This window comes from Actinomadura fulvescens (assembly GCF_039533225.1).
Lineage (GTDB): Bacteria > Actinomycetota > Actinomycetes > Streptosporangiales > Streptosporangiaceae > Spirillospora > Spirillospora fulvescens.
This window is the reverse complement of record NZ_BAAATD010000005.1, coordinates 554,916-580,419: the sequence shown is the minus strand read 5'-3', so window position 1 is coordinate 580,419 and position 25,504 is coordinate 554,916. Positions and strand designations below refer to the sequence as shown.

21 protein-coding genes are annotated in these 25,504 nt (G+C 71.1%); 12 read left to right on the top strand and 9 right to left on the bottom strand.

The genetic code is table 11. The annotated features are described in order from the left end of the window. Positions 1-225: 225 nt before the first annotated feature. From ABD333_RS21695 to soxR, 3 genes are all read left to right on the top strand, one after another. A complete protein-coding gene (locus ABD333_RS21695) occupies positions 226-795 on the top strand; it encodes a hypothetical protein (protein ID WP_344543556.1) in 570 nt (189 codons plus the stop codon). A gap of 188 nt (positions 796-983) precedes the next feature. Continuing rightward, positions 984-1,580 carry an NADPH-dependent FMN reductase gene (locus ABD333_RS21690; protein WP_344543555.1) on the top strand — a complete coding sequence of 199 codons (597 nt, stop codon included), beginning with the start codon at positions 984-986 and terminating at the stop codon, positions 1,578-1,580. A gap of 87 nt (positions 1,581-1,667) precedes the next feature. Beyond that, positions 1,668-2,123 (top strand): redox-sensitive transcriptional activator SoxR, encoded by a 456-nt coding sequence (gene soxR, locus ABD333_RS21685; protein WP_344543554.1) that lies wholly within the window; start codon positions 1,668-1,670, stop codon positions 2,121-2,123. A 16-nt stretch (positions 2,124-2,139) separates the two neighbouring features. Here soxR and ABD333_RS21680 read toward each other — a convergent pair whose 3' ends face one another. From ABD333_RS21680 to ABD333_RS21660, 5 genes are all read right to left on the bottom strand, one after another. Then, positions 2,140-3,129: a sulfite exporter TauE/SafE family protein gene (locus tag ABD333_RS21680; RefSeq protein ID WP_344543552.1), complete on the bottom strand. Its 990-nt coding sequence runs from the start codon at positions 3,127-3,129 to the stop codon at positions 2,140-2,142. A 106-nt stretch (positions 3,130-3,235) separates the two neighbouring features. Next, positions 3,236-4,708, bottom strand: a complete 1,473-nt coding sequence (gene cysC / locus ABD333_RS21675) for an adenylyl-sulfate kinase (RefSeq protein WP_344543551.1) — start codon at positions 4,706-4,708, stop codon at positions 3,236-3,238. 140 nt (positions 4,709-4,848) lie between these two features. Next, positions 4,849-5,640, bottom strand: coding sequence for a class I SAM-dependent methyltransferase (locus ABD333_RS21670; RefSeq protein WP_344543549.1), 792 nt, complete (start codon positions 5,638-5,640; stop codon positions 4,849-4,851). Between the two features lie 115 nt (positions 5,641-5,755). Continuing rightward, entirely contained in the window at positions 5,756-7,312 is a 1,557-nt protein-coding gene (locus tag ABD333_RS21665; protein WP_344543548.1) for an MFS transporter, read from the bottom strand. Next, a complete protein-coding gene (locus ABD333_RS21660; protein ID WP_344543546.1) occupies positions 7,309-7,881 on the bottom strand; it encodes a TetR/AcrR family transcriptional regulator in 573 nt (190 codons plus the stop codon). Before ABD333_RS21660 ends, ABD333_RS21665 begins: the two co-directional genes overlap by 4 nt. 232 nt (positions 7,882-8,113) lie before the next feature. On the opposite strand from ABD333_RS21660, the gene mfd reads away from it, so the two are divergent. From mfd to ABD333_RS21625, 7 genes are all read left to right on the top strand, one after another. After that, complete coding sequence (gene mfd / locus ABD333_RS21655; RefSeq protein ID WP_344543753.1) at positions 8,114-11,650, top strand: transcription-repair coupling factor; 3,537 nt, start codon at positions 8,114-8,116, stop codon at positions 11,648-11,650. A gap of 98 nt (positions 11,651-11,748) precedes the next feature. After that, positions 11,749-12,450, top strand: coding sequence for a hypothetical protein (locus ABD333_RS21650; RefSeq protein WP_344543545.1), 702 nt, complete (start codon positions 11,749-11,751; stop codon positions 12,448-12,450). A gap of 2 nt (positions 12,451-12,452) precedes the next feature. Next, the gene (locus ABD333_RS21645) at positions 12,453-13,448 is read left to right on the top strand and encodes a nucleoside triphosphate pyrophosphohydrolase (RefSeq protein WP_344543543.1); all 996 of its coding nucleotides are present in this window, start codon (positions 12,453-12,455) and stop codon (positions 13,446-13,448) included. A 178-nt stretch (positions 13,449-13,626) separates the two neighbouring features. Continuing rightward, positions 13,627-15,981 carry a transglycosylase domain-containing protein gene (locus ABD333_RS21640; protein ID WP_344543542.1) on the top strand — a complete coding sequence of 785 codons (2,355 nt, stop codon included), beginning with the start codon at positions 13,627-13,629 and terminating at the stop codon, positions 15,979-15,981. A 105-nt stretch (positions 15,982-16,086) separates the two neighbouring features. Continuing rightward, positions 16,087-17,031 (top strand): NADP-dependent oxidoreductase, encoded by a 945-nt coding sequence (locus tag ABD333_RS21635; protein ID WP_344543540.1) that lies wholly within the window; start codon positions 16,087-16,089, stop codon positions 17,029-17,031. 1 nt (position 17,032) lies between these two features. Beyond that, positions 17,033-18,913, top strand: coding sequence for a Na+/H+ antiporter NhaA (nhaA, locus tag ABD333_RS21630; protein ID WP_344543539.1), 1,881 nt, complete (start codon positions 17,033-17,035; stop codon positions 18,911-18,913). Positions 18,914-18,944: 31 nt separating this feature from the next. After that, positions 18,945-19,301, top strand: a complete 357-nt coding sequence (locus ABD333_RS21625) for a tetratricopeptide repeat protein (protein ID WP_344543537.1) — start codon at positions 18,945-18,947, stop codon at positions 19,299-19,301. 18 nt (positions 19,302-19,319) lie between these two features. Here the strand turns inward: ABD333_RS21625 and ABD333_RS21620 are convergent, their stop codons facing one another. The 4 genes from ABD333_RS21620 to ABD333_RS21605 all read right to left on the bottom strand — a co-directional run bounded on the left by ABD333_RS21620 (position 19,320) and on the right by ABD333_RS21605 (position 23,504). Then, complete coding sequence (locus ABD333_RS21620; RefSeq protein WP_344543536.1) at positions 19,320-20,702, bottom strand: sensor histidine kinase; 1,383 nt, start codon at positions 20,700-20,702, stop codon at positions 19,320-19,322. A 72-nt stretch (positions 20,703-20,774) separates the two neighbouring features. Then, positions 20,775-21,650, bottom strand: a complete 876-nt coding sequence (locus ABD333_RS21615; RefSeq protein ID WP_344543534.1) for an ABC transporter permease — start codon at positions 21,648-21,650, stop codon at positions 20,775-20,777. Next, positions 21,640-22,458, bottom strand: coding sequence for an ABC transporter ATP-binding protein (locus ABD333_RS21610; RefSeq protein ID WP_344543533.1), 819 nt, complete (start codon positions 22,456-22,458; stop codon positions 21,640-21,642). The genes ABD333_RS21615 and ABD333_RS21610 overlap by 11 nt, the downstream gene beginning before the upstream one ends. Continuing rightward, positions 22,455-23,504 (bottom strand): ABC transporter substrate-binding protein, encoded by a 1,050-nt coding sequence (locus ABD333_RS21605; RefSeq protein ID WP_344543531.1) that lies wholly within the window; start codon positions 23,502-23,504, stop codon positions 22,455-22,457. Before ABD333_RS21605 ends, ABD333_RS21610 begins: the two co-directional genes overlap by 4 nt. Positions 23,505-23,700: 196 nt before the next feature. Between ABD333_RS21605 and eno the strand changes: the two genes are divergently transcribed. Next, a complete protein-coding gene (eno, locus tag ABD333_RS21600; RefSeq protein ID WP_344543530.1) occupies positions 23,701-24,984 on the top strand; it encodes a phosphopyruvate hydratase in 1,284 nt (427 codons plus the stop codon). A gap of 41 nt (positions 24,985-25,025) precedes the next feature. Beyond that, positions 25,026-25,469, top strand: coding sequence for an FtsB family cell division protein (locus tag ABD333_RS21595; protein WP_344543528.1), 444 nt, complete (start codon positions 25,026-25,028; stop codon positions 25,467-25,469). The last annotated feature ends 35 nt before the right edge of the window (positions 25,470-25,504 follow it).

Here is a 25,504-nt window from a genome sequence, read left to right as displayed (position 1 = left end):
ACATCGGCTCGTCTTGGACCGACGGTGGACGGCGTTATCCCACCGGGTGCAGAGGTTCTCCGCACGTGAGACGGGAGGCTCGGGGCACTCTCATCGATGATCCGACGACGAACGACGTCCAGTACTTACAAATGGCGGTATTTCCGGCGCTCACCATGATGCTGCCGGCGCCGGTCATGGTGGTGGGCAGCGAAGCCATGACGCTGAGTGAGAGCATTCGGCTCGGTGGCTGCTCGTCACTCCGCCCACGGTGGCCGTGCTCTTCGGCTGGCGTTCCGGCCGGGTACCGCAAGCGTCCTGACGGTGCTGGCGCTCGCGACGCTCGCGGCGTGCGGAGGGGGAGACAAGGACTCTCCGCCCGCGGCCCAGAGCCCGGCCGCACCCACTGGGCAGGCATCGTCCTCCGGCGCGAACGCCGAGCCGGGGACCGCCTCCACACCCCGTCCCAAGGCCAAGACCACGGCCCCGGGCTCCCGGCAGGCCCCGTACCTGAACCCGCCCGCCGTGGGGCGCACGGGCGCCGTCTGCGGCACCGCCATCAACGACGCGTCCGCCGAGTACGCCCTCAAGGTCGCCCGCGGCGCGGTCAAGTGCAGCGAGGCCCGTGCGGCGTTCGCCAACTACTTCGGCTACGTCCGCGCCCGCGCGGCGGCCGGCTACGGCTACGACGGCCGGGCGGTCAAGACCCGGGGTGGCTGGGTCTGCCGTCCCCACGCCAAGGGCGACGTCACCGGCCGTTCCATCGACTGTGCCAAGAGCGGCGCTCTGGTCAACGCCACCGTCATCCGCTCCTAGGGCGTCTCGCCCGGTCCTCCCTCCCTGCCGGTTCCTTGACTTCAACCTTGGTTGAAGTTGCACGGTGGGGTCTGTTCCTGCTGCCGCCGTTACGGCTGAACGATGAATTCACGCCTTGACCTAAACCGTGGTTCAGCTTTTAGCCTCGAAGAACAGACGCGCCAGCAGGATTATCTGGAAGGACTGCCATGCCCGAAAAGAAACTGCGTCTTCTCGTCATTGTCGGCAGCGTGCGGGGTGGGCGCCTGGCTCCCACGGTCGGCCATTGGTTCGCGGGGGAGGCCGAGAAATTCGGTGAGTTCGAGATCGACCTGCTCGACCTGGCCGACATCGACCTGCCGCTGGCGATGCCCGCCTACGGCGCCGAGCCGCCACCCGAGGTGAAGGCGATCAAGGAGCCGCTGACCGAACGGGTGACCAGGGCGGACGCCTACGTCGTCGTCACACCGGAGTACAACCACAGCTTCCCCGCCGCACTCAAGAACATGATCGACTGGCATCTCACCGAGTGGGCCGCCAAGCCGGTCGGCTTCGTCTCGTACGGCGGCGTCTCAGGCGGCCTGCGCGCCACCGAGCACCTGCGCGGGGTTTTCGCCGAGCTGCACACCGTGACGGTGCGCGAGACCGTCAGCTTCACCGACGCCTGGGGGCACTGGGACCACTCGGGCAACTGGCCCAAGGAGCCCGAGCCCTGCAACGCCGCGGCCAAGAAGCTGCTCGGCCAGCTCCACTGGTGGGCCCAGGTGCTCGCCGACGCCAAGGAGAAGGTGCCCTACCCGGCCTGACCCTCCACGAGAACGAGCAGAAGGGACGCGAAGAACTCGCGTCTCTTCCGCATTTCACAGGCGGGCCGTGGCGGTTACCATAATTGAATGGAGACCGCCTCATTGAAGGCCAAAGAACTGACGGTCGGGGAGTTGTCCCGGCGTAGCGGAGTGGCCACCTCCACCCTGCGGTTCTATGAACGCAAGGGCCTTATCACGAGCCGCCGGACCACCGGCAATCAGCGGCGCTATTCGCGTGACACGCTGCGCCGGGTCGCCTTCATCCGCGCGTCCCAGCAGCTCGGCACGTCGCTCGGCGAGATCAGTTTCTATCTCGCGCTGCTGCCGGAGGGGCGCACCCCCACCCGTGAGGACTGGGCGCGCGCCTCCGAGTGCTACAACAAGGACCTCAACACCAAGATCCAGCGGCTGGAGTTCCTGCGCGACCGGCTCACCGACTGCATCGGCTGCGGGTGCCTCTCCATCGACCGCTGCGCGCTGGTCAATCCGAGCGACGAACTCGGCGCGGACAACGCGGGCGCGCCCAAGTTGTACGAGCCGTGAGGCCAGGCGGCGTCCCTCACGAACGTTGGGAGGCAGGCTCGTGCTGGTCGTCGGCGTCGGAGCCGGGTGCCGGCTCGCCGAACGGGAGCGCGGGCAGGCCGTGGTGGCGCCGCAGCAGCATCCACGCGGTCGCGGCGCCGAGGACGAGGCCGATGAGAGTCCAGGCGAGCGGGACCGCCCCGAGGCCGAACATCTTCAGCGCGGACGCGACGAGCACGAAGCCCAGCGCCCGCCGGATCAGCCCGCCCGGCGCGCGGGAGGAGATCTTGGAGCCGAGGTAGACGCCCGGGATCGAGCCGACCAGCAGGGCCGCGGTGACCTCCATGCGGAAGTCGCCGAACAGCAGGTGGCCCACCGCGGCGGCGAAGACCAGCGGCACGGCCTGCAGCAGGTCGGTGCCGACGAGCTGATTGGCCTTGAGCGTGGGATAGAGCGCCAGCAGCGCGACGATGATGAGGGAGCCGGAGCCCACCGAGGTGATGCCGACGACCAGGCCGCCGATCACGCCGACGACCACCGTCGGGACCCGCCGGATGGTGACGTCCGGCGTCTCGCGGGCGGCGGGCTCGCCGGGCGCGGCGGTGCGGCGGGCGGCGCCGGTACGCCGCGCGGCCCGGTCGACGAGCGCCTGGTAGCCGCGGACGACGAGCCCGGCCGCCGCGATGAGCAGCGCGACGCCCAACGCCTTCTGGATGAAGTCCTGCACCTCGGCGCCGTCGCCGAGGGCATGCGCGATCAGCACACCGGAGAACGCGGCGGGCACCGAGCCCACGCACAGCCAGCCGACCAGCCGCATGTTGATCGTGCCCTGGCGGTAGTGCACCGCGCTGCCGACCGGCTTCATCACGGCGGCGGCCACCAGGTCGCTGGAGACCGCCGCGAGGGGGCTGACGCCGAAGAACGTCACGAGCATCGGCGTCATCAGCGCACCGCCGCCCATGCCGGTGAGCCCGACGACGATGGCCACGAGGAAGGAGCCGAACGCCATCGTCCAATCGAAGTCCATTGGCATGACCTACCAGGCATATAGGAAAAATTGACCACCAGAGTACGGGTTACCCGGCGCAGGCTTGAACCCCACCCCTGACGGAGACTCCGGTAGGTGACCTAAGTCACTCGCCGCGGACCCATCCGCCGCCGACCAGCAGGTCCAGGACGCGCTCCACGGCCTCGCCGGGGCTGAGCCGGGAGGTGTCCAGGGACAGGTCGGCGTCGGACGGCGCCTCGTACGGGTCGGAGATGCCGGTGAACTCGGGGATCAGCCCGGCGCGCGCCTTGGCGTACAGGCCCTTGCGGTCGCGGCGCTCGCACTCCTCCAGGGGGGTGGAGACGTGGACGAGGACGAAGTCCCCGACGGCCGAGACCATGCGGCGGACCTCCGCACGGGTCGCCGCGTACGGCGCGATGGGCGCGCAGATCGCGACGCCGCCGTGGCGGGTGACCTCGGCGGCCACGTAGCCGATGCGGCGGATGTTGAGGTCGCGGTCGGTCTTGGAGAACGTGAGCCCGGCCGACAGCAGGCGCCGGACGACGTCGCCGTCCAGGAGGCTCACCGTACGGCCGCCGCGTTCGACCAGAGCGTCGGCCAGGCCGCGGGCCACCGTCGACTTGCCCGAGCCGGACAGCCCGGTGAAGAACACGGTGAGCCCGCGCTCGTGCTTGGGCGGCCGGGCGACGGCCAGCTCGGCGGCCACCGCGGGCGGCGTGAACCAGTCGGGGATGGGCTCGCCCTGGTCGAGCAGCTCGTTCAACCGCTCCTGGGTCAGCTCGGCCTGGACGTGGTCGGGCTCGATGCGCGCCACCGGCCGCCACACCTCGACATCGGCGTCGTACGCCCAGGGCTCCGGCGTCACCACCGGAACGGCCGTGCCCTCGACCTCGGCGTCGGCGAGCAGGTGGGTGGCCCCGTACGCGGCGGCCACGTGCGAGCGCAGAAGGGTGTCACGGTCGCCGTCGAGGTCGTGCCGCGCCAGGGGCACGGGCACGATCTGCGTCCCCTCGGGCAGTTCCTTGCGCACGGCTAGCAGCGCCCGGACGAGGGCCTCGTCGTGCTCGCCACCCAGCAGCGGAAGCAGCAGCACCCGCGCGTTCAGCTGCTCGGCGACCTGCCTGAGCTGGCCGAGCTGCTTGCGGTGCAGCGGGTCGCGGGTGGCCACGGCCAGCAGCGGCCCGTCCGCCTTCACGATCTCGTCGGGGCGGCGGCGCATGGAGTGGAACGGTCCGTGCGCGGGAGCGCGCAACGCCTCCAGCGGGCCGGCCAGCTTCCAGGCCTGGGTCGTGGGGTCCTGCCAGGCCTCGGTCACCCGCAGCACGGCCAGCGGCACGCCCTCCGGGTCCTGCAGGACGACGCGCTCGTGCGCCGTCAGCTCCTTGGGCACCGAGAGCGTGACCGGGACGGGCCAGGGCGTACCGTCGGCCAGCCGGCCGCCCGCGATCACCATGGCCGTGTCGAACGAGCCGAGGAACCCGGTGAGCGGCCGGTAGATCCCGGCCAGCAGGAGCTCCAGGTCGGCCAGCTCGCCCGGCCCGGGGCTCCAGGCGGGCAGGTCGCGCAGCGTGTCGGGAAGGCCGGCTTCGGCGGTCACCGCGGTCTCCGATCCTGCCCGGTGACGAGACCGGGCTGGTCCAGGTGTGTGTCTTCTGGGGGATGCCCCAGACCGCCAAAAAATACTGCCGCGTGACCGGTGCGTGCACCTCGGCGGGCCGCGGCCGGTGCCGGTGTGGTTCAGATGACCCGGGCGAACCGGTTCTCCGGCTTGCGGATGACCAGCGTCGTCTCGCTGTGCTTGGCGGTGAGACGGCCCCGGCTGAGCGCCGCCACCAGCCGGCAGACGCGCCCGGCGAGGCCGGTTCCGGCCGCGAGGGCGTTCATCGAGTCGCGCGACGCGTACTCCTCGGCGATCACCAGGCCCCGCATCACGCAGTACCACTGCATGCCCTGCCGCGACGCCACCCGCTCGTAGACTCCGCGCGGCGGGACGACGGTGAGCGGGCCCGGCTTCTTCCCGGCGGCCTCGTCCCCGGCTTGCTCGGCCTGCCAGTGCCGTCCGCCGTCGGTGAGGCGCTTCCAGAGCGGGCCGCTCAGCCACTGGGGCAGCGTGCGCTCCAGGAAGCCGTAGGCGGTGTTGCGGTCGCGGATGCGGACCAGGAGCAGCCCGCCCGGCTTGAGCGCGGCCACGAACCGGTCGAGGACGAGCTCGGCGTTGGGCACCCGCTCGATGAGGTAGGTCGCGTGCACGATGTCGTAGGCGCGGGGCGGCATCGGCACCGTCCGCAGATCGCCCAGATGCCACGCGTCCAGGTCGGTGCGCCGGTGGGTGTGGGCGCGCAGGGCGGGCGCGTCCACGTCGACCCCGGTGACCTGGCGTTCGTGGTCACCGAGGTCAAGGCCGCGGCCCCACCCACAGCCCGCCTCCAGGATGTGGATGCGGCGCAGCGGCTTGTCGTGCGCGTACTGGCGGGCGCGTTCGGAGAACAGATCGCCGTCGTTGACCGGCGGCCTACGCAGTTCGGTCACAGATACCGAGCGTAATCGCTTGACAGCGGACTGTCCGCCATTTGCCCGTACTTGGCATGGCACGTGTCGACGGGCCGCGCTGGAACGCCACGTCTCCGCCAGGTCTGCGCCCTGCCTAGTCGTGGCCGGAGGAGACGTCCAGGTCACGCGGGGTCATGAGCCAGACGGCGGTGGCCGTGGCTATCAGCAGGGCGCCGCCCGCGAGCCCGGCCCACTGCAGCGACTCGGTGAAGGCTGTCTGTGCCCGCGCCGCCAGTTCCGCGCCGGCGGCCCCCGCCTCCCGCGCGACGTCCATGGCGCCGCCGAGCGACTCGCGGACGGCGTGGGCGGGCGGCCCGGACACGCCTTCGGCCGCGAGCTCCTCCGTGGACAGGTCGCTGCGGTAGACGGCGGCGGCCACGCTGCCCAGCACCGCGACGCCGAGGGCGCCGCCGAGCTCGTAGCTGGTCTCCTCGATGGCCGCCGCGCTGCCCGACTTCTCCGGCGGCGCGCCCGCCATGATCACCGCGGACGCGATGGCGAGCGAGCCGAGGCCCACGCCGACCAGGCCGAGCGAGACGGCGACCGCGAGATAGGTCAGCGGCTCCGGCCAGAAGAAGATCACCAGATAGCCCACGCCGGTGACCGCGAGCCCGCCCGCCAGCACGAGCCGTGCCCCGATCCGTGCCGCGAGCGCGGGCGCCAGCGGCGACGCGATCGCCGCGCCGACCGCCTCGGGCAGCAGCCGCAGCCCGGTCTCCAGCGGCGAGTAGCCCTGGACGAGCTGCATCCACTGCGCCATGAGCAGCATGGTCGCCGCCATCGCGATGCTGACGGTGAGCGCGGCCAGCACGCCCGCGCTGAACGCCGGCCGCCGGAACAGCCGGATCTCCAGGATCGGGTCGCGCCGGCGCAGGCAGCGGCGCACGAACCAGCCGAGCGTCACGACCGCGACCGCCGCCGCCACCAGGGCGCCGGTGTCGTCGAAGCCGTCCTTGCCGAAATGCTTGATGGCGTACACCAGCGTGACCATGCCGACGACGGACAGCGCGGTGCCGAGCGCGTCCCAGCGGCCCGGCTTCGGGTTGCGCGACTCGGGCAGCAGGACGAGCCCGGCGATGATCGCGACGATCATGACCGGCACGTTCACCAGGAAGGCCGAGTGCCAGGAGAAGCGTTCGAGCAGGGCGCCGCCCAGGATCGGCCCGAGCGCCCCGCCGAGCGCGGCCATGGTGGCCCAGACGCCGAGGGCGGTGGCCCGTTCGCGTGGATCGGTGAACAGGTTGCGGATCATCGACAGCGTGGACGGCATGATCATCGCGCCGCCGACGCCGAGCAGCGCCCGGAGCGCGATGACCTGGCCGGTGCTGTCCACGAGCAGGACCCCGGCGGACGCCAGCCCGAAGATCGCGAAGCCGGTGAGCAGCATGCGTTTGCGGCCCCACCGGTCGCCCAGGTTGGCGACGGTGACGAGCAGCCCGGACACCACGAGCGCGTAGACGTCGACCATCCACAGCAGCCCGACCGAGTCGGGCCGCAGGTCCGCCGAGATCTCCGGGAGCGCCACGTTCAGGACGGTCATGTCCATGACGACGAGCAGCAGGCTCGCCGACAGGACCGCCAGCCCCGCCCAGCGGCGCGGATGCGGGGGCGGCACCGCGGCGGCGCCGGCGGTGGTCTGCGTGACGGTCATGGGGTGCCTCCGGCTCCGTTGCCGTTCAGGAAGGTTTCGAGGACGAGCTGATCGAGGTCGCGGCGGGCGACGCTGCCGTGGCGGAGGCTGTCGCGCGCGGCGACGAGCAGGCCGTAGACCGTGTAGGAGATCCATCGGGCGGACAGGTCCGTGCGGAGCACGCCGGCCCGCTGCGCGGCCGCGTAGAAGGCGATCTCGCGTTCCGCCAGTTCGTTGGCGCGGGCCACCAGGTCGGGCATCTCGGCCATGAAGTAGTCGGTGAGCGCGAACCCGTACTCGTCGGCGTCCGCGACGAAGAGGCGCAGCACCGTGTGCAGGCCCTCCGTGATGCGCGCCGGGTCTCCGGACGCGGCGGCCTCGGCCAGTCCGGCCTCCCGCTGGGATGCCTCCCAGCGGTCGAGGGAGCGTACGCCCAGCGTGTGAAGGAGGTCCTCGCGGCTGGCGAAGTGGCGGTGCAGGGTCGCGCGGCTCGTGCCGATCGCCTCCGCCAGCCGGGCCATCGAGGCGGTGGGCTCCTGGTTCAGATGTCTGGTCGCGGCGGCGATGATCTTCTCTTCGGTGATGGCCATATGACTCAACTTCGTCTAGTTTGAGACAACTTCGTCTCATACTATACACATATGTCGCATCCGTCGGCCTACCTCCCGGCGCATCCGCGCGGGGTGTCAGTGGGGGCGCGTAGGCTGGGATGTGCTACCGGGGGATCATGCGATTTCCCGGATCTTCGGGCTGCCCCGCACCTGGCGGGGATGTCCGCGCGGGCCCACGTGGCCCGGCGGTGTGGACGAGTAACGGGCGATGATGACGCTTTCTGGACTTGTTGATCTGGCGTGTACCGACCCTGGGCTGGAGCGCGCCCTCAAGCACGCGCGCGAGGACCACGAGATCGTGGCGCCGCCCTCCTTCTGGCCGATCCTCGGCGCGGCGCTCAGCCGCACCGGTGACGGCGCCGGAGTCGTGCTGGCGGTCACCGCGACCGGCCGGGAGGCCGAAGACCTCGCGGCGGCGCTGACGAGCCTGCTCGACCCCGAACGGGTCGCGCACTTCCCGGCATGGGAGACGCTGCCCCACGAGAAGCTGTCGCCGCGCTCGGACACCGTCGGCCAGCGGCTCGCGGTGCTGCGGCGGCTGACGCACCCGACGGCCGACGACGGGTCGGCCGCCAGGCCGGACGGGGCGAGCCGGTCGGGTGTGGGCGGTCCCCTGGACGTGGTCGTGACGCCGATCCGGGCCGTGCTGCAGCCGATCGTCTCCGGGCTGGGCGAGCTGGAGCCGGTACGCCTGCGCGGCGGCGACGACGCCGAGCTGGAGGACGTGGTCAGGCGGCTCGTGGACGCCGGCTACCACCGGGTCGACCTGGTCGAGAAGCGCGGTGAGATCGCCGTGCGCGGCGGCATCCTCGACGTCTTCCCGCCGACCGAGGAGCACCCGCTGCGGGTGGAGTTCTGGGGCGACACGGTCGAGGAGATCCGCTACTTCAAGGCCGCCGACCAGCGTTCGCTGGAGGTCGCGCCGGACGGGCTGTGGGCGCCGCCGTGCCGCGAGCTGCCGCTGACGCCCGAGGTGCGCGAGCGCGCCAAGCTGCTGGCCCAGGAGCATCCGGCGCTGGAGGAGGTCCTCGGCCGGATCGCCGACGGCGACACGGTCGAGGGGATGGAGGCGTTCTCGCCCGTCCTCGCCGACAGCATGGAGCTGCTCACCGACCTGCTCCCGGAGGGCTCCACCCTGCTGGTCTGCGAGCCCGAGCGCATCCGCACCCGCTCGGCGGAGCTGGTCCGCACGAGCCAGGAGTTCCTGGAGGCGAGCTGGGTCAACGCCGCCGCCGGAGGAGAGGCGCCGATCGACCTCGGCGCCGCCGCGTTCCGTTCCCTGGAGGAGGTACGCGAGCACAGCAACGAGCTGGGGCTGCCGCGCTGGTCCATCACCGCGCTCAACCCTGAGGAGAACGCGCTCCAGCTGGGCGTGCACGCCGCCGAGGCCTACCGGGGCGACACCGCCCGCGTGGTGGGCGACCTCAAGGGCTGGATCGCCGGTGGCTGGCGGGTCGTCCTCGTGACGCCCGGTCACGGCCCCGCCGAGCGCCTCGTCCAGCTGATGGGCGAGGAGGGGATGGGCGCCAAGCTCACCGACCTGCCACGGCCGCCCGAGCCGTCGCTGGTCAACGTGACCACCGGCCTGCTGGAGCACGGCTTCACGATGGAGTCGGTCAAGCTGGCCGTGGTCACCGAGTCCGACCTGTCCGGGCAGAAGTCCTCCACCAAGGGCCTGCTGCGGATGCCGTCACGGCGGCGACGCGGCGGCATCGACCCGCTGCAGCTGCGCGCGGGCGACTACGTGGTGCACGAGCAGCACGGCGTCGGCCGGTACGTGGAGATGGTGAGCCGCACCGTCCAGGGCGCGACGCGCGAATACCTCATCCTCGAATACGCCAAGGGCGATCGGTTGTTCGTCCCGACCGACCAGCTGGAGGAGCTCACCCGCTACGTCGGCGGCGAGGCGCCCAGCCTGCACCGGCTCGGCGGCGCCGACTGGGCCAAGGCCAAGTCCAGGGCGCGCAAGGCCGTCAAGCAGATCGCCGGGGAGCTGATCCGCCTCTACTCCGCGCGGATGGCCTCGCCGGGGCACGCGTTCGGCGCCGACACCCCGTGGCAGCGCGAGCTGGAGGACGCCTTCCCGTACGTCGAGACGCCCGACCAGCTCGCGGCCATCGAGGAGGTCAAGGAGGACATGGAGAAGCCGGTCCCGATGGACCGGCTGATCTGCGGCGACGTCGGCTACGGCAAGACCGAGATCGCCGTGCGCGCCGCGTTCAAGGCGGTCCAGGACGGCAGGCAGGTCGCGGTGCTGGTGCCGACCACGCTGCTGGTGCAGCAGCACCTGTCGACGTTCTCCGAACGGTTCGGCGCGTTCCCGGTCACGGTCAAGCCGATCAGCCGGTTCCAGACCGACAAGGAGATCGAGGAGACGCTGCGCGGCGTCGCCGAGGGCAGCGTGGACGTGGTGGTCGGCACCCACCGCATCCTGTCCTCGCGGACCCGCTTCAAGGACCTCGGCCTCGTCGTCATCGACGAGGAGCAGCGTTTCGGCGTCGAGCACAAGGAGGAGCTCAAGCGGCTGCGGACGCAGGTGGACGTGCTCGCCATGTCCGCCACGCCGATCCCGCGCACGCTGGAGATGGGCCTCACCGGCATCCGCGAGATGTCGACGATCCTCACCCCGCCGGAGGAACGGCACCCGATCCTCACGTTCGTCGGCCCGTACGAGGAGAAGCAGATCGCCGCGGCCATCCGCCGCGAGCTGCTGCGCGAGGGCCAGGTCTTCTTCGTGCACAACCGGGTGCGGTCGATCAACCGGGTCGCCGCCACGATCCAGCAGCTCGTGCCGGAGGCGCGGGTCGCGGTCGCGCACGGCCAGATGAACGAGCACGAGCTCGAAAAGGTCATGGTCGACTTCTGGGAGAAGAACTTCGACGTCCTGGTCGCGACCACGATCGTGGAGTCCGGGCTCGACGTGCCGAACGCCAACACGCTCATCGTCGACCGCGCCGACATGTACGGCCTCTCGCAGCTGCACCAGCTGCGCGGCCGGGTCGGCCGCGGACGTGAACGCGCGTACTCCTACTTCCTTTATCCGCCGGAGATCCCGCTGACCGAGACCGCGCACGAGCGGCTCGCGACGCTGGCCCAGCACACCGAGATCGGCGCCGGCATGTACGTGGCGATGAAGGACCTGGAGATCCGCGGCGCGGGCAACATCCTCGGCGCGGAGCAGTCCGGACATGTCGCGGGCGTCGGCTTCGACCTCTACGTCCGGATGGTCGGCGAGGCGGTGCGCGACCTCAAGGAGGGCGGCGGCGGCGTCCGGGAGATGCCCGAGACCAAGGTCGAGCTGCCCGTGGACGCGCATCTGCCGCACGAGTACGTACCGGGCGAACGGCTGCGCCTCGACGCCTACCGGCGGATCGCGGCCATCACCTCCGACGACGAGATCGCCGCCGTGCACGAGGAGCTCAAGGACCGGTTCGGCCCGCTGCCGGTGCCCGTGCTCAACCTGCTGGAGGTCGCGCGGTTCCGGGCCAAGGCGCGCCGGGCGGGGCTCACCGAGATCACGCTGCAGGGCAACTTCGTCAAGTTCGCCCCGGCCGATCTGCCCGACTCCAAGCAGGTACGGCTCCAGCGGCTCTATCCCAAGAGCATCCTGAAGCCCGCCACCAGCACGCTGCTGGTCCCCACGCCCAAGACCGCGCCGCTCGGCGGCCGTCCGCTGCGCGACCAGGAGCTGCTCAGGTGGGCCACCGACCTGGTCGACGCGCTGTTCCTGGAGCCCGCTCGGGTCTGAGGCCCCGGCTGTAAGCTGACGAACTCGGAAGTGATCACCGACACGGACGTGGTCACGGATCGGATGGGACTGTCGTGCTGGGAAAGACTGTGAAGGTCGTGGCGAAGCCGCGGCGGGGGACGCGGGGCGCCGTCTCCCCTCGGGCAGCGCGGATGGTGCTCGCCGGGGCGGTCCTGGCCGGGGCCGTGGCCGGGTGCGGCGATGAGCCGATCAAGATGGGCGCCGCCGCGGTGGTCGGCGACGACCGCATCACCACCGCCAAGGTCGACCGGGCGGTGCTGGACTGCGAGAAGCAGTTCAAGGCCGACCAGGTCGCCAACCAGGTCCGGACGGCCCTGGAAAACCAGCGGCAGCAGCAGCCCACGTCGGGCGAGCCGGCCGACTGCAGCGCGCGGTCCGCGATCGACACGATGCTCAACATCGAGGTCGCCGCGGCGGCGGCCAAGGCCGCCGGGGTGTCGGTGAGCGAGAGCCAGGTCGACCGCATGATCGGGTTGATGAGCCAGCAGGCCCCGGCCGAGTCCATCGTGGTGGCCCTCGGGATGCCCAAGCAGTTCACCCGTGACGTCGCCCGGATGAACGCCACCCAGGGCCTGATCCTGCAGCGGCTCGGCGCCGACGGCAACGCCCAGAGCCCGGCGACGCTGCAGGCCCAGCAGCAGGCCCTAGCGCTGTTCCGGCAGACCGCCGGCAAGCTCGACATCAAGATCAACCCGCGCTTCGGCTCGTTCGACGCCAACCGGATGACCGTCACCCCGATCACCACGCGTCTGTCGGCCACCGAGTCGGGCGTGCGCTGACCATGGGCCTGACCCTGCTGGCCACCACCCACCGGGTCGCGCCCGGCCTCCTGACCTGGAAGGCGTGGGAGACGCTGCGCTCGGCCGACCGGGTGCTGGTCCGCGACGACCATCCGCTGCTGCCCTACCTGCGCGAAGCGGGCGTGGCGGCGGAGCCGGTCACCGACCCCGATCCGGCCGGGCTGGTCACGGCCGCCCGCGCCGGCGGCGGTGTGGTCTGGGTGGCCGATCCGGACGGCGACGAACGTCTGATGCGCGAGATCGGCCAGTCGGTCCTCAACGATCCGGTCGAGATCGAGGTGCTGCACGGCTCGTACGACCTGCCCGGGGCGCGGCTGCTCGACCTCGTGTCGGTCATGGAGACCCTGCGCCGCGACTGCCCCTGGGACGCCAAGCAGACCCACGCCTCCCTCGTTCCGTACCTGCTGGAGGAGGCGTACGAGGTCGCCGACACCGTCGAGGACGGCGACCTGGGCGCCCTGCGCGAAGAGCTGGGCGACGTGCTGATGCAGGTCGCGTTCCACGCGGTCGTGGCCTCCGAACGCACCGACGAGACGGCGTTCACCATCGACGACGTCGCCGCCGCGATCGTCGACAAGCTCGTCCGGCGGCACCCGCACGTCTTCGGCGACGTGACCGTGTCGGACGCCGACGAGGTCAACGCCAACTGGGAGCAGATCAAGGCCGCCGAGCGGGCGGCCAGGAGCGGCGAGACCGCCTCGATCTTCGACGGCGTGCCGATGGGCCAGCCCGCGCTGACCCTCGCCGCCCAGCTGCAGCGCCGGGCCGAACGCGCCGGCGCGCCCGCCGAACTGGCCGAACGCCCCGAACCGGCCGGGCAGGCCGGATCCGGCCAGCATGATGACCTTGGTACGCGTCTATTCGGCCTGGTCCGTGAGGCCCGTGCGGAAGGCCGTGACCCTGAGGCGGAATTGCGCGCCGTCTCGCGGGTATTCCGCGACCGTGTCCAGGACTGGGAGCGCACGCGACGACCGTGATGGTCCCCGCGGCGGACGGCGGAGCCCGCCGCGCCGCTGGTGGACCGCGCGCGGGGCGTCCGTCGCCCGCGATCTGCTGGACCGGACGCGGGACCAGGTACGCGACAGGACGCGGGAACCTGTACGGAAGATCGCCAATGGGGTGGTCTTGCGAGGTACGTCCGTTTACGCTGAGCGCGTGCTGGCTGGGACCGGAGAGCGCGGTGGTCGTGGAGGCGCCGGGCAGAAGGCTCGTGCGATCAGAGGCCTCGGTGGTCTCGCGCTGCTCGCGGGCGTCCTGGTCGCACTGCTCCTCCTGCCCACGTTGTGCACGGTCGGCGTCGGGGCCCGCGACACCTCGACGTGGTTCCAGAGCGAGCCGGCCGACCTCGACACCTCGGGCGTGCCGCTGCGTTCCAAGATCCTGGCGGCGGACGGCTCGACGATCGCCACGTTCTACTACCAGAACCGTATCGACGTCCCGCTGAGCAAGATCGCACCGGTCGTCCGGCGGGCGGTGCTGGCGATCGAGGACAGCCGGTTCTACGAGCACGGCGCGCTCGACTCCAAGGGGACGCTTCGCGCGCTCGCCAGCAATCTCGGCTCCGGCGAGGTGACCCAGGGCGGGTCGGGCATCACCCAGCAGTACGTGAAGAACCTGCTGCTCACCCAGGCCGAGTCGCGGGAGCAGGCGCAGGCCGCCAAGGAGATCAGCGCGGCCCGCAAGGTCCGCGAGCTGCGCTACGCGGTGGCGCTGGAGAAGAGATTCTCCAAGGACGAGATCTTCCGGCGCTACCTCAACATCGCCTACTACGGCGACGGCGCGTACGGCATCGAGGCCGCCGCCCGGCACTACTACGACAAGCCCGCGTCCCGGCTCAACCTGAACGAGGCCGCGACGCTCGCCGGTGTGATCCGCTACCCGTACGCCTACGACCCGACCCGCTATCCGGGCCGCGCCAAGGAACGCCGCAACGTCGTCCTGCAGCGGATGGCCGAGCTCGGCTGGATCGACCGCCGTACCGCCGACCTCACCGCTGCCCAGGACCTGCATCTCGATCTGCACGACACCCCCAACGGCTGCGTCACGAGCAAGGCGCCGTTCTTCTGCGACTACGTGCAGCGCGAGATCCTCACCAATCCCGTGTTCGGGGCGACGCCCAAGGCGCGGGAGCGGCTGCTCAAGCGCGGCGGCCTGACCATCCACACCACGCTGGACTGGCAGACGCAGAAGGCCGCCCAGCGCGCCGTCGACAGTCACGTCCCGCGCAAGAACTCCGCGCGCAAGGCCGCCGCCGAGGCGCTCGTCCAGCCCGGCACCGGAGAGATCAAGGGCATGGTCGTCGACCGCAAGCTCGGCTCGGACAAGGTGCGCGGCAAGACATGGATCAACTTCGCGGCCGACGCCAGCCATGGTTCCAGCATCGGCATGCAGGCCGGATCGACGTTCAAGGCGTTCACGCTGGCCGCCGCGCTCGAAGAGGACATGCCGTTCGGCACCCGGCTGATGGCGCCGCGCCGCTTCGTCCCCACCGGCTACCGCAACTGCAAGGGTGAGCGGGTCGGCGATCCGTCCTCCTCGCTGCGCAACAGCGCCGACGGCGAGGGCGGACGCACCTTCAGCCTCACCACGGGCACGCAGCACTCGGTCAACACGTTCTTCCTCGCGTTGCAGCGTGAGGTCGGCCTGTGCGACACGGTCAAGATGGCCGAACGGCTGGGCATGCGGCAGGCCGGCGGCGAGCCGATGCAGCAGTTCGCCTCGTTCACCCTCGGGTTCAACACGGTGTCGCCGCTGCGGCTGGCGGCGGCGTACGCGGCGTTCGGCGCCCGGGGCGAGTACTGCTCGCCGATCGCGATCAAGCGCATCACCGACGCCGCGGGCAAGCCGGTCAAGGTGCCGGGCGCGGGCTGCAAGCAGGTCATGGACAAGGGCGTCGCCGACGCCGTCAACCACGTGCTGCGCGGCGTGCTCACCAAGGGCACCGCGCGCGGCATGGGCATCGGCCGGCCCGCCGCCGGCAAGACCGGCACGGTGGACAACTTCTCCGCCGCCTGGTTCGCGGGCTACACCCCGGACCTGGCCGCGGCGGTCTGGGTGGGAGATCCGCGCGGCGGCTACCGGTACCCGATGACCAGCCTGTGCATGGACGGCACCTGCTACGGCTCGGTGTTCGGCGCCACGATCCCGGCGCCCATCTGGCAGGACAGCATGGCGGGCGCCCTGGCGGGCCGGGACGCGACCTCGTTCCACCGGCCGCCCTCGCACTACTTCAGCAAGGGGTCGGGCGAGGACAAAGTCAAGATCCCCGACGTCCGCGGCATGAAGCTGCGGGCGGCGGTCGCCAGGCTCCGGGCCGCCGGGTTCCGGGTGAGCGTCGGCCGTCCGGTGGCCTCTGAGAGGTACGAGAAGGGCACGGTCGCGGAGATGGAGCCCGGCCCGGGATCGGCCGAGCCCGGTGACAGCATCACGCTGCGGGTCAGCAAGGGCAAGAAGAAGCTCCCCGGCCTGCCTTTCCCGGAACCGCCGAGGTTCCCCGGTCTGCCGGACTGACGCGCCGGAGCCGCTGAGCCCGTCCCCGTGTCGGGGCTTTGACCTGGCGTTTCATGGGGTAGATCACGTGGCGGGGCAGACAGCACGTTGATCGGGGGATTCGCCATGCGAGCCATCGCCGTGTCCGAGTTCGGCGCCACCCCGGCGCTCATGAACCTGCCGGTGCCAGAACCCGGCCCGGGTGAGACGCTGGTCAAGATGGTCGCCGCCGGGCTCAACCCGGTCGACTGGAAGATCAGTGACGGTGCCTGGAAGGACTCCGTCGACCACGCGTTCCCGCTGATCATGGGGATGGACGGGGCCGGGGTGGTCGAGGAGACAGGGGAGGGGGAGACGCCGTTCCGGCCGGGTGAGCAGGTCTACGGCCGGTTCTTCGTGCCGCCGCGCGGGCTGGGCAGTTTCGCCGAGTACGCCATCGCCACGCCGGGGGCCGCCGTGGCGCCGATGCCCGACGGCATGATCTACAGCCAGGCCGCCGCGGTGCCCACCGCGACGATGGCGGCGTTCACCATGGTCGAGAACGCCGGGGTGGACGAGGGGCACACCGTGCTGGTCGTGGGCGCGACCGGCGGGGTCGGCCAGTCCGCGGTCCAGCTCGCGGCCGACCGCGGCGCCAAGGTCATCGCGACCGCGCACGCCGACATGGCGGACGAGATGCGCCGTCTCGGTGCCGCCGAGACCGTCGACCACGGCGAGGGCGACCTCAACGGGCAGGTGCTCCGGACGCACTCCGAGGGCATCGACGAGATCATCGACCTGGTCAGCGACCAGGCGGGCGTCGACCGCCTCGCGGGACTGCTCCGCCCCGGCGGTACGTACATCAGCTCCATCTGGTCGGTGAACCCGGACAAGATGGCGGCCCAGCAGCTGCGGGGGCTCAATCTCGGCGACGAGTCGAGCCCGGAGCTGCTGGCGCGGATCGCCGACCTCATCGACGCCGGCAAGCTGCGGGTCAGGGTCCACGAGGAGGTCTCCCTGGAGGACACGCCGGCGGCGATCGCCCGTGGTCGTGCCGGCGGCGCCCGCGGTAAGACCGTGATCCGCCTCTGACGTGCCGGCCCAGCGGTCCATGGCCGCGCGGGTCGTCTCCGACGGCCTGCGCCCGTTCCTGGCGACGGAGACGGGCAGCACGCTGGTGCTGCTGGCCGCCACCGCGGCCGGGCTGGTGTGGGCCAACTCGCCGTGGGGCGACACCTACGACACGTTCTGGCGCACCGACCTGTCGCTGCACCTCGGGACGCACGCGTTCGCGCTGAACCTGCGGGACTGGGTCAACACGGGCCTGATGGCGGTGTTCTTCTTCGTCATCGGGCTGGAGGTCAGCCGCGAGGTCCAGTTCGGGCAGCTGCGCGACCGGCGGATGATCGCGGTCCCGGTGATGGCCGCGCTCGGCGGGATGATCCTGCCCGCCCTGATCTACTTCGCCCTGAACGCGGGCGGCGCGGGCGCGCACGCCTGGGGCATCCCGATCGCCAGCGACACCGCGTTCGTGCTGGGCCTGCTGGCGGTCATCGGCACCCGCTGCCCGGAGCCGCTGCGCGCGTTCCTGCTCACGCTCTCGGTCGTGGACGACGTCGGCGCGATGCTGGTGGTCGCGATCTTCTACACCGAGAACCTGTGGGTGCCCGCGCTGCTGGTCGCGCTCGTGTTCGTCGCCCTCATCGTCGCGCTGCGGAAGATCAACATCTGGCGGGCTCCCGCGTACGTCCTGCTCGGCATCGGGGTGTGGGCCGCCACGCTCAAGAGCGGTGTGCACCCCACACTCGCCGGGATCCTCCTCGGCGCGCTCGTCCTGGTCTACGCGCCGAGCGGGCCGAAACTGCTGCGCGCGGGCGAGCTCGTGCAGGCGCTCTCCCGCGACCCCAGCCCCGAGCTCGCGCGTGAGGCGACCCGCAGCGTGCAGCGGACGGTGTCGGTGAACGAGCGGCTCCAGTTCCGCCTGCACCCGTGGACGAGCTACGTCATCGTGCCGATCTTCGCCCTCGCGAACGCGGGGGTGCGGCTGGACGCCGAGACGCTCCGCCGGGCGGCCACCTCGCCGATCACGCTGGGCATCGCCCTCGGGCTCGTGGCCGGCAAGTTCGCCGGAGTGACGCTCGGGGCGTGGATACCGCTGCGGCTCAGGTGGGGGGACCTGCCGGGCGATCTCGTCTGGGGCCAGATCCTCGGGGGCGCCGCCGTCGCGGGCATCGGGTTCACCGTGTCGCTGTTCATCGCCGATCTCGCGTTCGCCGACGACGCGGCGCTGCAGAGCCAGGCCAAGATCGGCATTCTGGTGGGCTCGTCGCTGGCCGCGGGCCTCGGCTGGCTGGTCTTCCGTCTCGCCTGGGACCGCGGCGCCGTCTGCGCCCCGCCCGCGCCGTCCGGCCCGCCCGACGAACGCGACGTGGAGCCCGAGCCGCTTCCTCCCGTCACCGGCGGCGACCATGTCCTCGGGCCCGCGGACGCCCCTGTCACGCTGGTGGAGTACGGCGACTTCGAATGCCCGTACTGCGGGAAGGCGGAGAAGACGCTGGCGCGCCTGCGCGAACGTTACGGCGACAAGCTGCGCTTCGTCTTCCGCCACTTCCCGTTGCGGGAGATCCATCCCCGCGCCGTCCCCGCCGCGCTGATCTCCGAGGCCGCCGGCGACCACGGGCTCTTCTGGGAGATGCACGGCAAGCTCTTCGACAACCAGCTGGCCCTTACCGACGCCGACCTCACCCGCTACGCCGACGAACTCGGCTTCGACCCGTGGACCGACATCGACCGTCACCGCGCCCGCGTCAACGCCGACCTTGAGTCCGGGGAACGCAGCGGCGTCATGGGAACGCCGTCCTTCTTCATCAACGGGGAGATGTACGAGGGCGACCACGACCTGAACTCCTTCGTCACCGCCATCGACGCGGCCCTGAAGTCCTCAGGAACAAAGGACTTCCAGCCCGGGTTGTAGGGGCCGTCCCAACCGACCGAGGGGAGGCCGGATGACCACCTACGAGGAGTACCGCCGCGCGACGATGTTCTTCGACGCGAAGGACTACATCTCGGCCGCACGGATTCTGGCCCCGATCGTCGCCGGCGACCCGTCCAACCGCGCGCTGGTCGAGTTGCTCGGCCGGGCCTACTTCCACAGCGCTCAGCTGAGCCGTGCGGAGGAGGCCTTCCGGCGGCTGGTCGAGCTCGACCCGGGCAACGGCTGGGCCTACGAGGCGCTCGCCCGTTCGCTGGAGCGCCAGTCCCGCCGCGACGACGCCGCCCGTTACCGCAGGCTGGCGCGGGCGATGGGCGCTGACGCGTCGACCGGGACCGAGGTCTCCGTCACCGCGGCCGACCTCGCCTGATCCGCCCGCCGGCGACGGTCAGTCCGAGGGGAGGCGGAGGACGAAACGCGCGCCCCTGGCGCCGTCCTCGCGGTCGGTGACGGTGAGGGTGCCGCCATGGGCGACCGCGATGTCGCGGGCGATGGCGAGGCCGAGCCCGGTACCGCCCGCGTCGCGGTGGACGCTGTCGGCCAGCCGGGTGAACCGTTCGAAGATCCGCTCGCGGTCGCCCGGTGCGATCCCGAGGCCGTCGTCGATGAACTCGACCTGGACCCCGCCCGGCACGTTCCGGAGGTCGATGGTGAGGGTGGACGCCGCGTGGCGGTCGGCGTTGTCGATGAGGTTGGCGAACAGCCGGGCGAGCTCCTTGCGGCCGCCCTGGACGACGACGGTCTCGTCGTCCTTGATCGTGACCCCGGCGCGGCGGGGGCGGCGGAGGATCTCCTGGTCGGCGAGTTCGTGCAGGTCGACGGGCTCGCGCTTGAGACCCTCCTGGGAGTCCAGGCGCGCCAGGGCCTGGAGGTCGTCGACGACGGCCTGAAGGCGCTCGGTGTTCTTCAGGGAGGCCTGGAGGGTCTCGTCGACGTCGACGTCGACGTCGACGTCGGCGTCGGCGTCGGCGTCGGGGTAGGACAGCGCGAGCTCCAGCTCCGTGCGCAGACCGGTGAGGGGGCTGCGCAGCTCGTGGGAGAGGTCGGAGACGAACGCGCGCTGTTTGGCGACGGCCCCTTCGAGCCGGTCGAGCGTGGCGTTGACGGACCTGGCGAGGCGGGCGATCTCGTCGTCGCGGGGCGGTACGGGCACGCGGCGTTCGAGGTCGGACGCGGTGATCTCGTCCAGTTCGCGCCGGATCTCGTTCACCGGGCGCAGCGTCCGCCCCGCCGAGCGCCAGGTGCCGTAGCCGATCAGACCGGCGATCAGCGGTACGCAGAGCGCCAGGGCCGCGCCGAGCAGGGGCCGCGGCACGAGCCCGGGCCGGCGGGCCAGCGTGTAGACGAACCGGGAGTCGGCCGTGTCATCGACCCGGATGGCCACCACGAGATAGCAGCCGTGCCCGCGCGCCCGGCAGGTGACACCGTCGAGCCGGTCATCGTCCTTCGGGGCGGGGAAGCCGACCCGGGGATAGCCCTTCATCCCCGGGGTCGTGGCGAGCACGCGGCCCCGGGCGTCCACGACCTGGACCAGATCCACGTTGCCCGTGATCGTGCTCTCGGTCAGCCGGTCCAGCCGCACCAGGGCGGCCACGCGGCGCCCCGTCCGGGCGAGGATCCGCTGCTGGTCCGCCACCTCGTCCCGGCGGACCAGCGTCATCACCGCGACATAGAGCGCGGTCGCGAGCAGGCCGGAGACGAGCACCGCCGAGACCGTGACCCGGACCCGGATCTCGGGCTCTCTCCGGATCCATCGCCACAGCGCGTTCATCGCGCTGTCTACTACCCTGAGCTGGGCAAATGCCATCCGCTCAACAGGTCAAGGAACACTCGTGCGGCGGGGTCAGGTGGAGTCGAGGCCCCAGCGGGTGCGGATGGCGCGGTCGACCACGCCGAAGAGCTGGTCGATGAGGATGCCGATGAGCAGGATCATGATCATGTACGAGATCATGGCGGGGGTGTCGTTCAGCTCGCGGGCCTGCGACAGCAGGACGCCGAGCGAGGTGGTGTCGCCGATGATGACCAGCAGCTCGCCGGCCATCAGGCTCCGCCACGCGAACGCCCAGCCCTGCTTGAGCCCCGCGACGAACGACGGCAGCGACGCGGGCATGATCAGGTGACGGTAGAAGTCGAGTCCCCGCAGTCCCATGACCTTGCCCGCGCGCAGCAGGATCGGCGGCGTGTAGTCGACGCCGGCGATCAGCCCGTTGGCGATCGAGGGGGCGGCGCCGAGCACGACGACGAAGAGGATCGCGCTCTCGCTGAGCTTGAACAGCAGGATCGCCAGCGGGAACCAGGCGATCGACGGCATCGTCTGCAGACCGGTGATCAGCGACCCGAACGCGCGGCGCATGATCCGGGACTGCGACACCACCACGCCGACCACCACGCCGATCGCGATGGACAGGGCGAACCCGGTGACGGCGCGCTGCATGGTCAGCGCGACCGCCTCCCAGAACGAGCCGCTGGTGAGCTGGTCGACGAAGTCGGGCGCCATGTCCGTCGGGCCGGGCAGGACGTAGCGGTCCTTCCAGCCGCTCAGCACCACCAGCTGCCAGGCGGCCAGGGCGATCACGACGGCCGTGATCATCGGCCAGAGCGCGGACCAGAACCGGCCGACCGGATTGCGCCGGGTGCCCGCGGTCAGTTCGAGGGCGTCCAGACCGGTGATCTGCCGGTCCAGCTCGGGGGCCTGCTTGCGGCCGATCTCAAGCGCCATGGCGGCTGACCTCCTCGCGGAGCCGGTCGGTGATGGACGCCGCGAGTTCGGCGACCTCGGTGGAGTCGATGCGCCTCGGACGTTCCATGGGGACCGGGAACTCCCGGATCACCCGGCCGGGCCGGCTGCTGAGCAGCACCACGCGGTCTCCGAGCCGCACGGCCTCGCGCACGTTGTGCGTCACGAACAGGATGGTCAGGTCGCGTTCGCGCCAGATCCGCTCGATCTCGTCGTGCAGCAGGTCGCGGGTCATCGCGTCGAGCGCGCCGAACGGCTCGTCCATGAGCAGCACGGTGCCCTGCTTCTCGGCCGCCTGGGCGCCGTCGGTCTCGTTCACGGTGAGCGCCAGCGCCCGGGCCAGCGCGACCCGCTGCCGCATGCCGCCTGAGAGCTGGTGCGGGCGCTTCTTGGCGAACCCGCCCAGGTGGACCGAGTCGAGCAGCTCGGCCGCGCGGGCACGCCGCTCCTGCCGGGGCACGCCGCGCATCTTGAGCGCCAGTTCGAGGTTGGCGGTGACGTTCAGCCACGGGAAGAGCGCGGGCTCCTGGAACATCAGCGCGACCCTGGCGCCCTCGGTGTCGACCGTCCCGGCGGTCGGCCGGTCGAGATCGGCGACGAGGTTGAGCAGGGTGCTCTTGCCGCAGCCGGACGCGCCCAGCAGGCAGACGAACTCCCCGGGGGCGACGTCCAGCGAGACGTTGTCCAGCGCCAGCAGCGCCGAGGTTCCTGATCCGAATGCTTTGGAGACGCCGTCGAGCCGGACCGCGGCCGCGGTCCGGCTCGGGGCGGCCTGGACGGCCTGTGTCATTTGTCGCTGACCTGTGCCTTTCCGCTTGTCTTGAGGATCTCGTTGAGGGGTCCGAGGTCGTAGATGCCGGCCAGGTCGGTCTTCTCCAGCAGACCGATCTCCTCGGCGTGCCGGGCGCCCTGGACCAGCGAGGGGGCGACCGGGTCGGTGGTGAAGAGGATCTCCTTGAACGCCGAGTTCAGGACGTCCTCCTTGAGCGGCTTGCCACTGTGCTTGGAGAGGGCGGCGTTGACCGCGGTCTTGGCCTCGGCCTGGTTGTCGTTGAGGTAGGCGGTCGCCTCGACGACGCCCTGGAGGAGCTTCTTGACCTGGTCGGGGTGCTCCTTCAGGTAGTCCTGGCGGACGATCAGGTGGGTGATGACGAACTTGCCGCCCGGCCAGAGGGTCTTCTCGTCGAGGAGCTTGACGCCCTTGCTCTCCAGGACGAGCCGGGAGGCGAACGGCTCGGGCACCCAGGCGCCGTCGATGGTGCCCTGGGCGAAGGTCTGCAGGGTGGTGGAGTTCTCCTGCGGGACGACCTTGACGTCGCCGCTGCCGTCCTTGTTGGCGGTCAGACCGTTCTTCTTGAGCCAGTGCCGGATCGCCACGTCCTGGGTGTTGCCGAGCTGCGGGGTGGCGATCTTCTTGCCCCTGAGGTCCTGCACGGACTTGATGCCGGGCTTGACGACCAGCGCGACGCCACCCGAGGCCGCGCCCGAGATGATCTTGATGGCCTTGCCCTTGGACTTGGACCAGGCGTTGATGGCCGGGTTGGGCCCGACGAACGTGGCGTCGACCGCACCGGAGAAGACCGCCTCGACGGCGGAGGGCCCCGCGTTGAACGTCGCGGTCTTGGGTGCGGTGCCCAGGTGCTTGGTGAAGATGCCCTTCTCGACACCGACCAGGGCGGTCGCGTGCGTGACGTTCGGGAAGTAGCCGAGCTTGAGCGGAGCCCCCGCGCCCGACCCGCCGGAGCCCGAGTCGTCGCCGCAGGCGCCGAGCGTGCCCGCTCCGGCGAGGACGATCAGGGTTGTGGCGGCGATGCGCCCTCGGAACCTGCGAGTCATTGTCAGTAATCCCTACTAAACAAGTGTGTTTGATGGACACAGTAGACAAGGTGGGTAATACCTTCGTCAAGTCGTCGGACTGGCACGGTTCCGTAACGACGGTCTGCCTTCGATGGTCCGGTGCGGCCTTCGATAGGCTCGGGTCCGCAAACCGTCTCCACCGCGAACCATCCGCTGTAACCAAAGGGAGCTGCCCGTGTCGTCGATCGAGGCCGTACTCGCCCGGGAGGTCCTTGACTCCCGCGGCAACCCGACCGTCGAGGTCGAGGTGCTGCTCGCCGACGGGACCGAGCAGCGCGCCATGGTGCCGAGCGGCGCCTCCACCGGCCAGTTCGAGGCCGTCGAGCTGCGCGACGGCGGGGAGCGGTACGGCGGCAAGGGCGTGCGCGAGGCCGTCCGCGCCGTCAACGAGACCATCGACGAGAAGCTCGTCGGCTACCCGGCGTCCGAGCAGCGGCTGATCGACCAGCTGCTGATCGACCTGGACGGCACGCCCAACAAGGCCACGCTCGGCGCCAACGCGATCCTGGGCGTCAGCCTCGCGGTCGCGCGCGCCGCGGCCGACTCCGCCGGGCTGCCGCTGTTCCGCTACGTGGGCGGTCCCAACGCGCACCTGCTGCCGGTCCCGATGATGAACATCCTGAACGGCGGCGCGCACGCCGACACCAACGTGGACGTCCAGGAGTTCATGATCGCGCCGATCGGCGCGCCGACGTTCTCCGACGCCGTCCGCTGGGGCGCCGAGACCTACCACGCGCTCAAGTCGGTGCTGAAGAGCCGCGGCCTGGCGACCGGTCTCGGTGACGAGGGCGGCTTCGCCCCCGACCTGCCGACCAACCGGGACGCGCTCGACCTGATCGTCGAGGCGATCGGGAAGGCCGGCTTCGCCCCGGGCCGCGACATCGCCGTGGCGCTGGACGTGGCGGCGTCGGAGTTCCACGCCGACGGGTCGTACGACTTCGAGGGCACCAAGCGCGGCGCCGACCAGATGGCCGCCTACTACGGCGAGCTGGTCGACGCCTACCCGCTGGTCTCCATCGAGGACCCGCTCGACGAGGAGGACTGGACGGGCTGGCAGGCCCTCACCGAGGCGATCGGCGGCAAGGTCCAGCTCGTCGGTGACGACCTGTTCGTCACCAACCCCGAGCGGCTCCAGCGCGGCATCGACACCGGCACCGCCAACGCGCTGCTGGTCAAGGTCAACCAGATCGGCACGCTGACCGAGACGCTCGACGCCGTCTCGCTGGCGCAGAGCAACGGCTACAGGTGCATGATGAGCCACCGGTCCGGCGAGACCGAGGACACCACGATCGCCGACCTGGCCGTCGCCACCAACTGCGGCCAGATCAAGACCGGCGCCCCGGCGCGCAGCGACCGCGTGGCCAAGTACAACCAGCTCCTGCGCATCGAGGAGCTCCTGGACGACGGCGCCCGCTACGCCGGTGCCGCCGCCTTCCCGCGTTTCACCTGGGAAGGCTGACCCGCTTCGCACCGCCGTCGACCCGCAAGGGGGCGTTCGCTTTGGCGAAGGACGACGACCGTAAGGCCGCCCGGGGGGACAAGGACCCTTCCCCGGGCGGCGGTACGCGCAAGAACCCGGCACTGACCAGCCGCGCCGCGATCCTGGCGATCGTGATGTGCGCCATCGCGCTGAGCCTGGCCTATCCCGTGCGCGAGTACGTCGCGCAGCGCCAGGAGATAGCCGACCTGGAGCACAAGGAACGGGTGGCCCAGAAGCAGGTGGAAGAACTCGCCCAACGCAAGCAACGACTGGGGGATAAGTCGTACATTGAGCGTGAAGCCAAGCGAAGACTCCACTATTGCAATCCAGGGGAGAAGTGCTTCATCGTTCTTGACGGTGGCGGGGGAGGCGGTCAGCAGGCCCAGCAGGGCGGCCGGTCCAGCAGGCCGCCGTGGTACGAGTCGCTCTGGCGGTCGGTGGAGGCCGCGGACAGACCACGCTGACGCCCCGGAGTGTGGGGAGACACTCCCGGGGCGGC

What these genes read in the sequence shown, in the direction of transcription:
- ABD333_RS21690 (WP_344543555.1), top strand. Translation starts at nt 984, where the DNA reads ATGCCCGAAAAGAAACTGCGTCTTCTCGTCATTGTCGGCAGCGTGCGG.
- soxR (WP_344543554.1), top strand. Translation starts at nt 1,668, where the DNA reads ATGGAGACCGCCTCATTGAAGGCCAAAGAACTGACGGTCGGGGAGTTG.
- ABD333_RS21680 (WP_344543552.1), bottom strand. Translation starts at nt 3,129, where the DNA reads ATGGACTTCGATTGGACGATGGCGTTCGGCTCCTTCCTCGTGGCCATC.
- ABD333_RS21665 (WP_344543548.1), bottom strand. Translation starts at nt 7,312, where the DNA reads ATGACCGTCACGCAGACCACCGCCGGCGCCGCCGCGGTGCCGCCCCCG.
- ABD333_RS21660 (WP_344543546.1), bottom strand. Translation starts at nt 7,881, where the DNA reads ATGGCCATCACCGAAGAGAAGATCATCGCCGCCGCGACCAGACATCTG.
- mfd (WP_344543753.1), top strand. Translation starts at nt 8,114, where the DNA reads ATGACGCTTTCTGGACTTGTTGATCTGGCGTGTACCGACCCTGGGCTG.
- ABD333_RS21645 (WP_344543543.1), top strand. Translation starts at nt 12,453, where the DNA reads ATGGGCCTGACCCTGCTGGCCACCACCCACCGGGTCGCGCCCGGCCTC.
- ABD333_RS21635 (WP_344543540.1), top strand. Translation starts at nt 16,087, where the DNA reads ATGCGAGCCATCGCCGTGTCCGAGTTCGGCGCCACCCCGGCGCTCATG.
- ABD333_RS21625 (WP_344543537.1), top strand. Translation starts at nt 18,945, where the DNA reads ATGACCACCTACGAGGAGTACCGCCGCGCGACGATGTTCTTCGACGCG.
- ABD333_RS21620 (WP_344543536.1), bottom strand. Translation starts at nt 20,702, where the DNA reads ATGAACGCGCTGTGGCGATGGATCCGGAGAGAGCCCGAGATCCGGGTC.
- ABD333_RS21615 (WP_344543534.1), bottom strand. Translation starts at nt 21,650, where the DNA reads ATGGCGCTTGAGATCGGCCGCAAGCAGGCCCCCGAGCTGGACCGGCAG.
- ABD333_RS21610 (WP_344543533.1), bottom strand. Translation starts at nt 22,458, where the DNA reads ATGACACAGGCCGTCCAGGCCGCCCCGAGCCGGACCGCGGCCGCGGTC.
- ABD333_RS21605 (WP_344543531.1), bottom strand. Translation starts at nt 23,504, where the DNA reads ATGACTCGCAGGTTCCGAGGGCGCATCGCCGCCACAACCCTGATCGTC.